Annotated in this window: 11 protein-coding genes; 5 read left to right on the top strand and 6 right to left on the bottom strand. The window is 53.0% G+C overall.

The annotated features are described in order from the left end of the window. Window positions 1-43: 43 nt before the first annotated feature. Entirely contained in the window at window positions 44-1,552 is a 1,509-nt protein-coding gene (locus FOV68_RS11275) for an anion permease (RefSeq protein WP_031592420.1), read from the bottom strand. A 589-nt stretch (window positions 1,553-2,141) separates the two neighbouring features. Here FOV68_RS11275 and FOV68_RS11270 point away from each other — a divergent pair. Next, window positions 2,142-4,922 carry a flavocytochrome c gene (locus FOV68_RS11270; protein ID WP_031592419.1) on the top strand — a complete coding sequence of 927 codons (2,781 nt, stop codon included), beginning with the start codon at window positions 2,142-2,144 and terminating at the stop codon, window positions 4,920-4,922. Between the two features lie 61 nt (window positions 4,923-4,983). Further along, window positions 4,984-5,946, top strand: coding sequence for an FAD:protein FMN transferase (locus FOV68_RS11265; RefSeq protein WP_134161450.1), 963 nt, complete (start codon window positions 4,984-4,986; stop codon window positions 5,944-5,946). Here FOV68_RS11265 and dcuR read toward each other — a convergent pair. Together dcuR and FOV68_RS11255 are read right to left on the bottom strand one after the other, a co-directional pair. After that, window positions 5,940-6,659 (bottom strand): two-component system response regulator DcuR, encoded by a 720-nt coding sequence (gene dcuR, locus FOV68_RS11260; protein WP_009093030.1) that lies wholly within the window; start codon window positions 6,657-6,659, stop codon window positions 5,940-5,942. The genes FOV68_RS11265 and dcuR overlap by 7 nt on opposite strands. Beyond that, a complete protein-coding gene (locus tag FOV68_RS11255; protein ID WP_045140131.1) occupies window positions 6,656-8,245 on the bottom strand; it encodes a sensor histidine kinase in 1,590 nt (529 codons plus the stop codon). The genes dcuR and FOV68_RS11255 overlap by 4 nt, the downstream gene beginning before the upstream one ends. Window positions 8,246-8,596: 351 nt before the next feature. Between FOV68_RS11255 and mqo the strand changes: the two genes are divergently transcribed. After that, on the top strand, window positions 8,597-10,246 hold the full coding sequence (mqo, locus tag FOV68_RS11250) for a malate dehydrogenase (quinone) (protein ID WP_143789521.1): 1,650 nt from the start codon (window positions 8,597-8,599) through the stop codon (window positions 10,244-10,246). 74 nt (window positions 10,247-10,320) lie between these two features. Here mqo and FOV68_RS11245 read toward each other — a convergent pair whose 3' ends face one another. Beyond that, on the bottom strand, window positions 10,321-10,632 hold the full coding sequence (locus FOV68_RS11245) for a VF530 family DNA-binding protein (RefSeq protein WP_143789693.1): 312 nt from the start codon (window positions 10,630-10,632) through the stop codon (window positions 10,321-10,323). A 207-nt stretch (window positions 10,633-10,839) separates the two neighbouring features. On the opposite strand from FOV68_RS11245, the gene FOV68_RS11240 reads away from it, so the two are divergent. Next, window positions 10,840-12,153 (top strand): MFS transporter, encoded by a 1,314-nt coding sequence (locus tag FOV68_RS11240; protein ID WP_039389050.1) that lies wholly within the window; start codon window positions 10,840-10,842, stop codon window positions 12,151-12,153. Between the two features lie 286 nt (window positions 12,154-12,439). Here FOV68_RS11240 and FOV68_RS24375 read toward each other — a convergent pair whose 3' ends face one another. Continuing rightward, window positions 12,440-12,574, bottom strand: coding sequence for a hypothetical protein (locus FOV68_RS24375; protein WP_255473667.1), 135 nt, complete (start codon window positions 12,572-12,574; stop codon window positions 12,440-12,442). Between the two features lie 387 nt (window positions 12,575-12,961). After that, window positions 12,962-13,966, bottom strand: a complete 1,005-nt coding sequence (locus FOV68_RS11235; RefSeq protein WP_143990862.1) for a nitronate monooxygenase family protein — start codon at window positions 13,964-13,966, stop codon at window positions 12,962-12,964. A gap of 169 nt (window positions 13,967-14,135) precedes the next feature. Between FOV68_RS11235 and FOV68_RS11230 the strand changes: the two genes are divergently transcribed. Next, window positions 14,136-15,011, top strand: a complete 876-nt coding sequence (locus tag FOV68_RS11230; protein WP_031592411.1) for a LysR family transcriptional regulator — start codon at window positions 14,136-14,138, stop codon at window positions 15,009-15,011. Window positions 15,012-15,135 lie beyond the last annotated feature (124 nt).

Below are 15,135 nucleotides of genomic sequence, written 5' to 3'. Positions count from 1 at the left end.
AGGAATGGTATCTTATAACGCGTTGATCTGCATGTTGTATCCGTCAGAACAACCACACCATCCACGGATAGGCAATCAGCATCATGGAGCCTAAGAAGATGGCACCGAAGATGGTTCCCAGACGCCAGTAGTCTTTGGTAGGCAGATAACCGCTGCCGTAGTAAATCGGGCTTGGACCAGTACCGTATGGCGTGATGATGCCCATCACACCCAGAGAGGTACACAACATCAGGCAGAAGACCGGCATATTGATGCCCGGAATGGAGGCTGCAATGGTCAGCATGGCCGGTAACAGCGCGGTGGTGTGTGCGGTGGTACTGGCAAACAGGTAGTGCAGCAGGAAGAAGGCGATTAACAGCACCACGGCCGAAACCTGCGGGTCATAACCCTGCAGCAGCATGCCACCCTCTTTACCTAACCAGGTAATAAAGCCGACACGGGCCAGACCGTCGGCCAGTGCCACCAGAGTGGCGAACCAGGCAAAGGTGTTCCAGGCCGGTTTATTACTGGTGATGTCATTCCAGGTCAGTACGCCGGTCCACAACATCAGTACTACCACCAGCAGCGCAGCCATGGCAGGTTCGATCCACGAGGTGGCGAAAATCCACATCAGCAGGGCGCAGACCACAAACACCAGCAGCAGGATTTCATTGCGGGTCAGTCTGCCCAGTTTTTCCAGTTCAGCAATGGCCCATTTCGGCACTTCATCATTGATTTTAACTTCAGGTGGATAGAACCAGTAAGCCAGCAGCGGCATGGTCAGAATCAGCAGCACACCCAGCGGCAGGAAGGCCAGGAACCACATGCCCCATGAGATATCAAAACCGACGATGCTTTTTACCAGTGCCAGTGCCAGCAGGTTGGGTGCCAGCGCAGAGAGGAACATGGAGCTGGTAATACAGGCCGCGGTAATCGCTACCCACATCAGATAGGAACCGATTTTACGAGCACTCGGGTCATTAGGTTTAGAGCCGTAAAGCGGCGGCAGGTTGGCGATAATCGGGTAGATGGTACCGCCACTGCGCGCAGTGTTTGACGGCGTAAAGGGCGCCAGAAGCAGGTCAGCAAAGGTAATGGCATAACCCAGCGTCAGACTGCGGCGACCCAGATACTTCACCAGAATCAGGGCCAGGCGGCGACCAAACTGCGTTTTGTCATAACCTGCGGCGAACATAAAAGCACCGAAGATCAGCCAGACCGTGGAGTTGCCGAACCCGCTGACTGCCCATTTGAACGACTCACTGGCGACTTTGAATTTCGGGTTAGCCAGTTCAGCCGGGCTGAAGAGCAGAAACTGGCTGAACAGCGCGATGACTACCACGCCGGTCAGGCCGATCACTGCGCCTGGCAGGGGTTCAAAGATCAACCCGACAATCACGCCGACGAAGATGGCGAAGAAGTGCCAGGCGTAGGGTTCGAGTCCGGCTGGTGTGGGCACCAGCAACAGCAACACGGCAACGAGCACCGGCAGAGCAAGCATGATAGCTTTCTTTTTACCCGGCGCCGCAGGTGCGGCTTTTGGGGGTTCAGTTACAGCTGAGAGTGGTTTCATAGTATTTTATCTGCAAGTTAAGAAGAATGCGATTTGCGCCCCGGACCTTCACTGATGACTTTCTTTCTTATTCTTAATAGTGTGAATAAACCGCGATGCACTGATTTTTTTAATCTGCTGCTTAGCTATTGAGCTGCATTTTTAAATCCATGTAAATATGATGCGATTTTTGCAAATATAGATTTTGATCCAGATCAAAGAAATTAATTCATTATTCTCCATTTTTAACATTTATTTTTTATTTATATTTACGGCATCGACATTTTGACAGTTCTGTGAAGCTGGTCGACAAATCACCAGCTCATGAAAACTGGACGCCTTGCTTTAACCGCATGATAATAAACGATTTATTTTTTATGTAAATGAATAGTTGATTTTTGGTTACCCATGGTTAACAATTAATATAACTGCACTTCCTGCATCCGGCAAATAAAAACTCTAAATCATTTAAAAGTTAAAAAAGTAAATTTATCGCTTATGAAAGCAAAGAAAAGGGTATATTAGTCTCATGACATCGGACCACTTAATTAAGCGATAATTTGCGTCCGCTAAAAAATTTCCAGACTTTTAAATCTTGGAGTTTATCGCAATGAAATCTCTCACCCCCATCCTTAATCCACTGACCCTGCCTAACGGCGCTGTATTGAAAAACCGACTGGTAATGGCACCGATGACCACCTGTACCGGTTTTTATGACGGTACGGTCACCAGTGAGCTGGTCGAGTACTATCGCGCACGTGCAGGCAGCATCGGAACCGTGATCGTTGAATGCTGCTTTATTGACAACCGTGGCCCGGCATTTCCGGGTGCCATTGCTATCGACAGCGACAACAAAATTCCTGGTCTGAAACGCATAGCGGACGCGATTAAATCTGAAGGCTCTACGGCCATTTTGCAGATCTATCACGGCGGCCGTATGGTCGAACCGGAGCTGATTGGCGGCAAAACGCCGGTTGCGCCAAGCGCCATCGCGGCACCGCGTGAAGGGGCAACCAAACCCCTGGCGCTGAGCGCTGAAGAAGTCGAAACCATGATCACCAAATTTGGTGATGCGGTGAACCGCGCTATCAAGGCCGGTTTCGATGGCGTCGAAATTCATGGTGCTAACACCTACCTGATTCAGCAGTTCTATTCGCCGAACTCTAACCAGCGCGATGACAAGTGGGGCGGCAGCCGCGATAACCGCGCACGCTTCCCGCTTGAGGTGCTGGAAATCACCCACAAGATGGCTGAGCGCTTCGCCCATAACTCTTTCATCATCGGCTATCGCTTCTCGCCGGAAGAGATCGAAGTGCCCGGCATTCGCTTTGACGACACGCTCTATCTGCTGGAAAAACTGGCGGCGCGCGGACTCGATTACGTCCATTTCTCGGTAGGTCAGCTGCTGCGTCCGTCAATTGTCGATACCCAGGACCCGACGCCGCTGATTGAGAAATTCGTCGCGATGCGTTCGCCTGTGCTGGCAAAAGTACCGGTGATTGGTGTTGGCGGCGTCGTCAATAAAGCCGATGCCGAGCTGGCGCTGGAGAAAGGCTACGATCTGGTGGCGATTGGTAAAGCCTGTATCGCTTACCCGAACTGGGCTGACCGCATCATCAATAACGAACATCTCGATCTCTACATCGACAGCAACAAACGCGAAGAGCTGCAGATCCCGGAACCGCTGTGGCGCTTCTCCCTGGTCGATGCGATGATCCGCGACATGAGTGAATCGGGCCGAAAATACAAAGCGGGCGTCTATCAGGAAAAAGTCGAAGCCGAAGCGCTGAAACTGAAAATCAACGTCACGCTGGATACTGACCGTATCACCGACATCTCGCTGGTGCCGGATGACACCCTGGATGTGGACTTCACCACCACCTTTGAAAGCCTGCGTAGCCGCATCCTGGTGGCTAACAGCCCGCACGTCGATGCAATTACCGGGGCGACTACCCAGAGTGAGGCGCTGAAAAAAGCGGTTTCACGCGCGCTGACCACCTCCAGCAAAGAGCATGTGATTGAAGAGGGCGGCAACCCTAACGCACCGCAGAATTACGATGTGGTGATTGTGGGCAGCGGCGGCGCCGGTCTTGCGGCGGCGATTCAGGCGCACGATGAAGGAGCGCGCGTGGTCATCATCGAGAAGATGCCGACCATCGGCGGTAACACCATTAAAGCCTCTGTGGGCATGAACGCCGCGGAAACCCGTTTCCAGAAACTCAAAGGCATTGAAGACAGCAAAGAGCTGTTCTACGAGGAGACGCTGAAAGGCGGTCAGTTTAAAAATAATCCGGTGCTGCTGCGTGAGTTTGTAGAGCTGGCTCCGGAGGCGATTGAGTGGCTGGCGAATCACGGCATTGAGCTTAACGACATCACCATTACCGGCGGGATGAGCATCGATCGTACCCACCGTCCGGCGGATCGTTCAGCGGTGGGTGGCTTCCTGATCAGCGGTCTGGTTAAAAACATCAACAGCCGCAACATCGAAGTCCTGCTGGAAACCTCAGTCTCAGAAATCCTCTATGAGAACGGCGCGGTAGCGGGTGTGAGAGTGGTCGATGAGTACAACGACAGCCGTATCCTGAACGCGAAAAGCGTGATTGTGGCGACTGGCGGATTCAGTGCTAACCGTGAACTGGTAGTGAAATATCGCCCTGAACTCGATGGCTTTGTCACCACCAACCACAAAGGCGCCACCGGCAGCGGTATTGCCATGCTGGAAAAAATTGGTGCCGGAACCGTGGATATGGGCGAAATCCAGATTCACCCAACGGTTGAACAGACCACCTCTTATCTGGTCTCCGAATCCATTCGTGGCGGCGGTGCTATCCTGGTCAGTCAGGCGGGAGAGCGCTTCTACAACGAAATGGAAACCCGCGACAAAGTCTCGGCGCAGATTATCGCCTTGCCAGAGAAGAGTGCCTGGATTGTGTTTGACGAGCAGGTGCGGATGAATAACAAAGCGGCTGACGAATACATCGCCAAAGGCTTTGTGGTCAGCGCGCCAACCGTGGCGGAACTGGCGGTGAAACTCAACATGAGTGAGCATCATACGCTGGAAGCCACGCTGGCCCGTTACAACAACTTCGTTATCATGCAGAAAGATGAAGACTTCGGTCGCCAGACCGCGCTGCGTCATCCTCTGAGTGAAGCGCCGTTCTACGCGATTCGTGTTGCTCCGGGCGTACACCACACCATGGGCGGCGTCACCATCGACACCACCACCGCGGTGCTGGACAGCCAGAAACAGGTGATTAACGGCGCATGGGCTTGTGGCGAGGTCGTTGGTGGCATCCACGGCGCGAACCGTATCGGCGGTAACGCAGTCGCCGATATCATTATCTTCGGCATTCTGGCCGGTGGTAACGCCGCCGCTTACGCCCGACGTTAAGGGTCGTTTCCGGCATCCGCTCTGCGGATGCCGCTCTTTTCTTTCTAAAGCAGAGTCGCCTATGTTAACTGATGCGCGTGTCTATGCTTACTCCGCTGTCTTAATGGGTTCACCCATCCTGCTCAAACTCTTCGACGATAATCAGACCCTGGCCGGACAGGTCTTCCGCCTGATTAAACAGCAGGAGAATCTCTTCACGGTTAACCGCACGGCGTCTGAGGTGATGGCGATTAATCACGCGGCAGGGCAGCATCCGGTGGTCGTGAGTCAGCCGGTGTTTGACCTGATCGCCTGTGCGCATGCAGTGAGCCTGCTGCCCGACAGCCTGTTTAATCTGGCAATCGGCCCGCTGGTGAAATGCTGGAAAATCGGCTTTCAGGGCCACCGTGTTCCATCAGAGACAGAACTTCAGGCGCGCAAGGCGCTGACGAATCCGCATGACGTTATTCTTGATAACGCAAGCCGCAGTGTCATGCTGGCGCGACCTGGGATGGAGATTGACCTGGGCGCCATCGCCAAGGGCTATATCGCCGATGTTGTGCAGGCATTCTTGCGCCAGCAGCAGGTCAGCAGTGCGCTGATTAATCTGGGCGGAAATGTGCAGACGGTGGGTGCGCCGCCAGAAGAGACTGGCTGGGCAATCGGCCTGAAAAAACCGTTTGGTGAGGCCGATGAGCTGATCGGGGTGATCGGCGTGAATAATCGCTCGGTGGTGACATCCGGTATCTATGAGCGTTATTTCGAGCTGGATGGCGTCTGTTACCACCATATCCTCGACCCGCGTAGCGGTTATCCGCTGGATAACGACCTGATGAGCGTCACTGTGATCTCTGACCGTTCACTGGATGGCGACATCTACACCACACTGCTTTACGGCCTCGGCGTTGAACAGGGCATTGCCTGCCTGGCAGAGCAACCGGGCATTGAAGCGATATTTGTGACCCGTGACAGGCAGGTGATCTGCTCGTCACAACGTCACTTTTCTTTTCAGTTACTGGACACCGATTACCGGCTGGTTCACTGACAATATTGTTTGAGTAAGGTGTGATACTCCGGCTGCAGGCGGTAGCGATAAACCGGACGGCCCGTAACCCCATAATGAATACTGGTGAACAGAATATTAATCTGCGCCAGCCAGATCAGGTACTTGCGGCAGGAGACGCGGGAGATATTCACCTCGGTTGCCAGTTCGTCGGTAGAGAACTCGGTACCCGGATGGGCGTCGATCCACAGACACAGGGTGCGCAGCGTCTGCGGCGTTAATCCTTTCGGCAGTCGCTTCTGCTCGCTGGCCCCCGGCGGATTGCCATGCAACAGCTGATCTACGTCCGACTGCTGATAGAACTGATGATTATCCATCAGCGATTTTTTCTGTCGCCAGCCAGTCAGCGCCTCTTCAAAGCGGGCAAACTGGAAAGGCTTGATCAGATAATCCACCACACCATAGTTGAGTGAGGTTTTGATGGTGGCGGCATCTGCTGCTGACGAGATAATAATCACGTCAACCGGACGTCCTGCGCTGCGCAGTTCCGGCAACAGGTCGAGACCGTTTTCCTGCTGCATATAGATATCCAGCAGGATCAGATCAACCTGAGGTTCGGCCTGCGCCAGCCGCTCTTTGGCCTGCTGTAAGGTTGAGGCGGTGCCGCAGCAGGTAAAGCCTGGGATCTGCCCGATATAACAGCGATTCAGCTCGGCTACCATGGCGTCATCATCGACAACTAACACATTGATCATTGGGTAATCATTCCTCTCTCCCACGGAAGTTGTACTAAGAATTGGGTGAATACACCCGGTTCCGACTCGACACTGACACTGCCGCCCAGGCTTTCGGTCTGCTGCTTAACCAGAAACAATCCGACACCGCGATCTTCGCCTTTTGACGAGACGCCACGCTCAAAAATGGCGCTGAGCTGCGTAGCGTCGATCCCGGGTCCGTCATCACTCACTTCACAGGCTAACCAGCCATTCTGATAATGCAGCATGAGGTGGATCTCTCCTTCGGTTTCCGGGTCCAGCGCCTCAAGCGCATTTTCAATTAAATTGCCCAGCACCGTAATCAATACCGCGCTCTGCTCCTCGCTGCCGCAGTCGGGCAGAAAACTCGCCTCATCGATAATCAGCTGATGGCCTTCATCGGTCACCCGGTTGATTTTGCTGAGCAGGAAACCCGCAATGATGGGCGATTTGATCTTTTGCAGCAGCGAACCAATCTCCGTCTGATAGGCGTTGGCGGTTTTCAGGATGTACTCTTCCATCTGCGCATAGTTTTTCATATGCAGCAGGCCCAGAATGACATGCAGTTTATTCATGAACTCATGGGACCGTTCACGTAACGCGTCTACATAGTTTACCATGCCGTCCAGACGCTGCATCAGCTGGCTGATCTCGGTCTTGTCCCTGAAGGTGGTCACCGCGCCGATAATGCGGTCACGACTGCGAACCGGCACGGTATTGCTGATCAGGATGCGATTACCCAGCGTCAGCTCCTGATCGTGCCAGGCTTTGCCCGCATGCAGCGCATCCTGCTGATGGCGGTGCATCACGCTCTCCTCAGCAATCAGATCGCCGCTTAATGGCATCTTGCGGGTGGTCTCATGCAGTAGCTGCTGCGCCGCGTGGTTAATCAGGCTGACGCGTGACTCATCATCTACCGCAATCACACCCTCCTTAATAGAATTGAGGATCGCCTGGCGCTGCTCGAAGAGGCTGGAAATTTCATGCGGCTCCAGCCCGAGCAATATGCTCTTCAGGCGTCTGACCAGAATAAGAATTCCCAGCAGGCCAACCAGGCCGCCAAATAAGACAGTCCAGACAATGTTCCATCGGCTTTTGGCAATCTGCGCCGCTACATCATTCAGCGCGATGCCGATCGCCACCACACCAATCTGCTGATGCTCTGCGTTATAGACCGGAGTAAATACCCGCAGTGCCTCTACCAGTACGCCGTGATTTACCGCCACATTTTCTCGCCCGCTGAGGGCCGGATAGATATCGTTGCCGACAAAATGTTTGCCAATCACCGCCGCGTTTGGGTGTGAAAAGCGAATGCCACGCATATCCGTCACCACCACAAACAACAGGCCGTTGCGTTTGCGCGCGGCTTCCGCCAGTGGCTGAATCTGGCTGCTGCCGTCCGGTAACAGTAATCCACGCTGGACTTCAGGGCTGTCTGCCAGAGTGCGTGCCACCGCCATCGCCTTATCTTTAAGATGCGACTGAGCAAAGTTATCGATCTGCACAAAATAGAGCAGATGGACAGCGAGCAGCACGGTGACGATAACCGCAGTCATCATCAGGGTGGTCAGGGTACTGAGTTTCATGGGTCGTTTAGTCACGGCATGTCGGTTGTGTGGTTGGCTTGTCATTGGCGTTCAGCACGGGTGGGAGATCGCCCGGAAACATACGCTAACTGACCGCATCAGTACAGTTTTAGCGGTCTGCGCGCGGGCAATCGCCGGAGAACAATATTTGTGTTAGGGGATTGTATAATTCAAAGGACACCCTTAATGTGTGGTTAAAATATGTGAGTAATTGAGTAAGCCTTTTGTAATTAAAATAAGGCTAAATTGCTATTTTTAATTTTATAACTATTTTCACATTAACTCACAAATAACATTATTTTAAACTTTAAGGACTTTTTTTAACCAGTACCGTCTGAGCTGTAGATTAAAATGATGAATTCAAAGAAAGTTATTCCCACTCTTTCCCTCGCGGCCTTGTTAGTTTCTTCAGCACTGCATGCTGAAACTTCACCAGAAAAAACCGACGTCCTGTTAATTGGTGGCGGCATCATGAGCGCCTCAATGGGCACCATGCTGGAAGAGCTGCAGCCTGGCTGGAAACAGATCATGGTTGAGAAGCTGGATGGTGTGGCACTGGAATCCTCTAACGGCTGGAACAACGCCGGTACCGGTCACTCTGCCAATATGGAGCTGAACTATACGCCAGAGCGTAAAGACGGCTCGATCGACGTGACGAAAGCGCTGGAAATCAACGAAGCCTTCATGGTTTCACGCCAGTTCTGGAGTTCGCAGGTCAAAGAGGGTGTGATGCACGATCCGCGCTCTTTCATCAACTCAACACCACACATGAGCTTCGTCTGGGGCGACAACGTCGACTTCCTGACTAAACGCTATGCGGCGTTACAGAAAACCGCGCTGTTCCAGGGCATGAAGTTCTCTACCGATCACAAGCAGATCGAGCAGTGGGCACCGCTGGTGATGGAAGGTCGTGATCCCCAGCAGAAAGTGGCCGCAACCTGGACGCCAGTCGGCACCGACGTAAACTACGGCGAAATTACCCGTCAGCTCATCGGCAGTCTGAAGAAGAATGACAACTTCCGTCTGGAAACCTCGTCTGAAGTCACCGATTTCAAACGTAACGGTGATAACTCGTGGCACGTCACCATTAAAGATGCCAAAAACGGCAATGAGCGTGCGGTTGACGCGAAATATGTCTTTATTGGTGCTGGCGGCGGCGCGCTGAAATTACTGCAGAAGACCGGCATCCCGGAAGCGGAAAACTATGCAGGCTTCCCGGTCGGCGGTTCATTCCTGGTAACCGAAAACAAGGCGATTGCCGCTCGTCACCTGGCGAAAGTCTACGGTCAGGCGTCTACCGGTGCACCACCGATGTCCGTTCCGCATCTGGATACCCGTTATCTGGATGGCAAACGCGTCGTGCTGTTTGGACCGTTCGCGACCTTCTCAACCAAGTTCCTGAAAAACGGTTCACTGTTTGACCTGCTGAGCACCACCACTACCCATAACATCGTACCGATGGCCGATGTGGGTATGGATAACTTCGACCTGGTGAAATACCTGGTTGGCCAGGTGATGCTGACAGAAGAAGATCGCTTCGAAGCGCTGAAAGAGTACTACCCGGACGCGAAGAAAGAGGACTGGAAATTGATTCAGGCTGGTCAGCGCGTACAGATCATCAAGAAAGATGCTGACAAAGGTGGCGTGCTGAAACTGGGTACAGAAATTGTGACCGATCAGCAGAAAACCGTGGCGGCACTGCTGGGTGCTTCTCCCGGTGCATCGACCGCTGCGCCTATCGCGTTAAGCGTGATGCAGAAACTGTTCCCGGAAGAGTTTAAGTCAGCGGAATGGCAGGCCAGGATCCACAAAATGATCCCAGGCTACGGTCAGAAACTGAATGACAACGTGCCGATGCTGCAGCAGGTATGGAATGACACCGCTGCGACTCTGCAGCTGACCACGCCGCCGGTTATCAACATGGATGGCAAAGCAGCCGAGGCGCCAGCAGCACAGCCTGAGCAGGCAGCGCCTTCAGCGAAGCACGACATGGCGCTGTAACAGCGACCTGACGTAAAAAAAAGCCCGCACAGGTTATCCTGCGCGGGCTTTTTTATTGCCGCGTTGTCTGCCCGTTACTCCGGCTGGTTACCGCGCCAGTTGCCCCAGGGATCTTCTGCGGGTGTTTGATCCGCCTCTTCAGACGGTGCTTCGCGGGAGACCGGTTTATCTTTTAACGAGGCGAGATAAAGCGCTTCGACTTCAGCCCGCGCCCAGGGCGTGCGCCGCAAAAACTTCAGGCTTGATTTAACACTCGGATCGCTTTTAAAGCAGTTAATGTTGATCCGTTTTCCCAGCTCCGCCCAGCCATACTGCGCGACTAAACTGTTTATCTGCATCTCCAGCGTTACGCCATGCAGAGGATCTTTTGAGGTTTGTGCGTTCATCATCTATCCGCCTGATTCATTCAATGCCGCACATCCTGACAATCGTAAAGCCGTTGTGCAAGGCGTCATGGTGAAAAAGGGCGTGCCGTGGCGCGTTAAGCGCAGATTTCTGTGTCTGAGTTAACGTGACAGGCAGAAGAGTGCGCAGGCGTGCGGCGATTGTGCTAATCATAAGCGACTGATGATGCTCAAAAAGGATCCCCTGCCATGTCTGTGCCCGTCGATAATCTGCTCAGCTCCGCCAGCCGTAAACGTGCTCTGATTGCCGGTTCGGTAGGTAATTTCATTGAATGGTATGAGTTTGCCGTCTATGGCTTTCTTGCCACCGTGATAGCGCAGAACTTTTTCCGGCTGGAAGGGGAGTCAGCGCTGACCGGGCTTCTGCTGACCTATGCGTCATTCGCCATCGCCTTTTTCTTCCGTCCACTCGGTGCAATCATTTTCGGCCGGATGGGTGATCGCATCGGGCGCAAACCCACGCTGATATTTGTGTTGATCATGATGACGCTGGCGACGGCGGCTATCGGCCTGGTACCCACCTACGCCCAGCTGGGCATCCTGGCGCCACTGATCGTGACCGGTCTGCGTATTCTGCAGGGCCTGTTCGCGGGGGGTGAGTATGGCGGGGCGGTATCGCTGATGACCGAGTTTGCACCGCGCGGTAAGCGGGGCCTTTATGGGGCGTGGCAATCTTTTACTGTGGCGCTGGGATTACTGGCTGGTGCGGGCATCGTGGCGCTGCTCTCACTGCTGCTGTCGCCGGATCAGATGCTGAGCTGGGGCTGGCGCATCCCGTTCTTCATTGCTCTGCCGCTGGGTGTTATCGCGCTCTGGCTGCGGGTTCAGATGGAGGAGACCCCGGCGTTTATTCAGCAGCAGGCAAAACCCGTTGAAAAAGTTGACGCCAGCCTGGGCGATACGCTGAAAACAATCCTGCTTGGTATCTGCCGGCTGATGGTCTGGTCGGCGGCAGGTTACACCTGGCTGGTGATTATGCCGACGTACCTGCAGGCATCACTGCACACCGGCTTTAACCAGGCGTTGCTGATTGCGGTGATATCGAACCTGGGCTTTGCTGCCACCATCATCCCGGCCGGGATGCTCAGCGACAGGATCGGTCGCCGTGCAGTGATGGTGACAGCGGCGGTATTGCTGCTGGTGCTCTCTCTGCCGCTGCTTAACATACTTCAGGCAGAGAGCACCGGGCTGCTGCTGAAAGCGCTGGTGGTGTTTATCGCGGGCGGAGTGGTCGGGTTGCTGGCCGGACCGGGTCCTGCGATGCTGGCAGAGATGTTCCCGACGCGGGTGCGTTATACCGGACTGGGTCTGGCCTATTCGCTTTCTAACGCGGTGTTTTCCGGCTGTGCGGGATTGATCATCACCGGGCTGATTAAAGAGACCGGTAATCCCGATATCCCCGCCTGGTATGTGATGGCGACTGCGCTGGTCAGTATTGTTGCGCTGATGACCCTGAACAAAGATGACCACCTGCGGCTGCTGGATGAGCCACCATCGCGCTGAGTGTGGGCAAGCAAGCTGAGCGGAAAATTATAATCTGTCAGGCTGCATTAGCGTCATGCAGCCTTTTTATTTACATCGCTGCCGGGAAGGGCAACAAACCAGCCTGCTTATCAGAAATGCAGTTGTAATCTCACTGGCGTAACGTGCCGCTCTGTTCAGGCCGATGTAACAGGGTTTTATCCCGTAAGCGATTCAGCCGGATCAAAGTTTCTGGTCTTCACGCGTCATCAACACCGCCAACAGGTCTGAAGCCAAAGAGGATGCTGGAGAGAAGGATTCAGCGAAGTCATTCACCTTGCGATGATGGCAAAGTGAAAACCTGATCACGGCAATTAACTTTATGAGCATGGTTGTCGGCAATAATGATGACAGCAGCCATAATCATACCGAGAAGAATGATAACTATTTTACGCAGGAGCATAAGCGTTAATTCCTGTGGGATTAAACTATTCTTATCTTTAATATGTTATCCACTGTTATCAGTGACTTAACGTGAGCGTTGATTAATTATGGCTGAATTAAGATTTTTATATATTGATCGCGATGCGGTTTTTCAGACTCTGCTAAAATAAAGGCGTCATGCAAATTATGAAATAAACGAAATCTAAATGAGGGAATAAAATCTGTTAATTTCCCTGCTGTCTGTTTGACTGAAAAGAGTTGAACCTGTATGGCTTCAGGCTGCGAAGAGGAAAAGCTGAATAACGGCCCACAGTTGAACACGTCGGGCAGCGCGCTGGATCCGGTCCGGACTCATCCGACAACCGGATCCCGAGGGTGGCGACGTTCATCCCTAACTTTAAACAGATTACAGACTGAGAACGGTGTCGTCAGATTTCTGTTTCTCCGGCTGAGTGATGAAATCCTGTGCCAGATCGGCGACGATGGCTGCAACGGTTCGCACCGATTTGATCATCGAGATGCCGGTACCTGTCGAAACAACACCTTTGTCAAAATTGCCCAGTCGCATCGCCTGCCATAAAGAGTGGTAGCCATTCATTGCAGTGAACAGGGTTTCACGGTCAGCGCCCTGCGCATCAAGCTCTGCCAGCCTGGGGCTGAGCGGCGTTGGCAATGTCCGGTAATAAGCGGGCAGGGTGCGGAAAAGTAGCAGATCTTCTGCACTCGATGAAACAATCAGCTGCTTGACCTTCTCATCCGCCGGGTTCTCCTGTGCGGTTAAAAACAGGCTGCCTATCCAGACGCCTTCTGCACCTAACGCCATGGCTGCACGCACGCCCCGCACATCCCCAATGCCCCCTGCCGCCAGCACCGGAACTTTCACACTGTCAGCGATCATGGGCACGATGCTGAACGTTCCGATAATGCGTAATGGCACGGTGCCGCCTTCATCAAATCCGGTGGCGACAATGATATCTGCGCCAAGCTTTTCGGCCTGCTGTGAATTGGCTACGTCAGGCGTCAGCGCACGATAAAGGATTTTGATTCGATGTTGTTTCAGAAAATCGAATATTTCGGCATCGAGCACTTCATTAATTAAAACGACCTCAACCTTCTCTTCAACAAACATTTCAGCTGTTGGTCGCCAGAAACTCATATCCGGCCCATTGATCAGGGTGGCCCCAAAAGGTTTATCGGTCAGCTGTTTCGTTTTTCTGATTTGCTCACGCATGCGTTCCAGCGCCATGAAACGAGAGTCCGGCAATGTATCCTGCCCGGCATTGGGTCCAATTATGCCTAATCCGCCTGCGTTTGATACTGCGGCAACAAACGTTGCATTGGTCAGAAAGTACATGGGTGCCTGAATGATGGGATAGCGAATATTCAGAATTTCTGTCACACGGTTTTTCATAGCTTTTTCCTTATCCGGATACGGTGTAGCCAGAGTTATTCGTTAGAAATAAGAATTTTTTACTGGCCGTTTTATTTTTATTTTCTTAGCCAAAACGGAGAGTTTAATAGTTGAAAATAAGAAGTAAACGGTCAGAATTGGGTACATGTTTGCCAGATATGGAAAGATAATGGATCTCAACGCGACAAAACTCTTTATTGCAGTCGTTCAGGCAGGCAGCTTTTCAGCGGCAAGTGAGAGAACAGCTATCCCCATCTCTACGCTGGTGCGGAAAGTGAACGAGCTGGAGCAGGCACTGGGTGTGCAGTTACTGGAGCGATCAAAGAAAGGGGTCAGGCCGACCTACAAAGGACAACAGTTCTTTGAGCAATCGCGACCTGGCCTGGAATTGCTGGAAGAGGCCACCAAAACGGTCAGGTCTGCGCACAAACTGGCGGGCAAACTGCGAATATCGGTGCCGCCTGACTTCACCATCTGGTGGGCGTTGCTGCATGCGTTTCAGCAACGCTATCCTGATATCAAAGTGTTTTGCCACTCAGGGGAAAGAGTGGTGGATCTGTTTGAAGATGGCATTGACGTGGCACTTAGGCTGGGCGAGTTGCATACCGAAGATGTGATTGCCAAACCGGTTATGAATGTCGAGGCATGGTTTGTTGCCACGCCTGAACTGGCTGAACGCTTTGGACATCCGCAGACGCTGGCGGCGCTGGCGACGTGTCCGATAGCCAGCTGGGAAGGGCTTAACAGTGGTTCCTTTGAGTGGGTATCCGGAGACGAGAAGGTAAAGTTTGAGCCGTTTTTTTCCTCCAACAACACGCAGGGCCTGCGCCATTACGCACTGAGCGGTGCCGGAGTTTCGCTGTTGTTTGATTTTTTAGTGAAACCTGATGTGGAGAGCGGGAAGCTGGTGCGGTTGTTGCCTGATTATCCGACTCACTCGATGCCCTTACATCTGGTCTATGTCCGGCACAAACATCCTTCAGCCATCACACTCGCGTATCTGGAGTTTTGTGCCGAATGGGTGAGTCAATACAAGATTGGATAGGGGCTACACAAAAGGGGCAGAGGCGGAGGTGTCCGGCAAACCAGCTCACAGGCACTGTAGCCTCACCGATGAATGAAAGGGATAAACACAGAAAAAGAAAAGGCGCCCTGAGGCGCCTCTGATA

The sequence above is a fragment of the Pantoea sp. paga genome (genome assembly GCF_007558755.1).
GTDB lineage: Bacteria > Pseudomonadota > Gammaproteobacteria > Enterobacterales > Enterobacteriaceae > Pantoea > Pantoea agglomerans.
This window is presented reverse-complemented; position numbering and strand designations above follow the sequence as displayed.

Excerpts from the sequence above, each read along its gene's own strand:
- FOV68_RS11265 (WP_134161450.1), top strand. The coding sequence starts at position 4,984 with ATGTTAACTGATGCGCGTGTCTATGCTTACTCCGCTGTCTTAATGGGT.
- mqo (WP_143789521.1), top strand. The coding sequence starts at position 8,597 with ATGATGAATTCAAAGAAAGTTATTCCCACTCTTTCCCTCGCGGCCTTG.
- dcuR (WP_009093030.1), bottom strand. The coding sequence starts at position 6,659 with ATGATCAATGTGTTAGTTGTCGATGATGACGCCATGGTAGCCGAGCTG.
- FOV68_RS11275 (WP_031592420.1), bottom strand. The coding sequence starts at position 1,552 with ATGAAACCACTCTCAGCTGTAACTGAACCCCCAAAAGCCGCACCTGCG.
- FOV68_RS11235 (WP_143990862.1), bottom strand. The coding sequence starts at position 13,966 with ATGAAAAACCGTGTGACAGAAATTCTGAATATTCGCTATCCCATCATT.
- FOV68_RS11230 (WP_031592411.1), top strand. The coding sequence starts at position 14,136 with ATGGATCTCAACGCGACAAAACTCTTTATTGCAGTCGTTCAGGCAGGC.
- FOV68_RS11270 (WP_031592419.1), top strand. The coding sequence starts at position 2,142 with ATGAAATCTCTCACCCCCATCCTTAATCCACTGACCCTGCCTAACGGC.
- FOV68_RS11255 (WP_045140131.1), bottom strand. The coding sequence starts at position 8,245 with ATGAAACTCAGTACCCTGACCACCCTGATGATGACTGCGGTTATCGTC.
- FOV68_RS11245 (WP_143789693.1), bottom strand. The coding sequence starts at position 10,632 with ATGAACGCACAAACCTCAAAAGATCCTCTGCATGGCGTAACGCTGGAG.
- FOV68_RS11240 (WP_039389050.1), top strand. The coding sequence starts at position 10,840 with ATGTCTGTGCCCGTCGATAATCTGCTCAGCTCCGCCAGCCGTAAACGT.
- FOV68_RS24375 (WP_255473667.1), bottom strand. The coding sequence starts at position 12,574 with ATGCTCCTGCGTAAAATAGTTATCATTCTTCTCGGTATGATTATGGCT.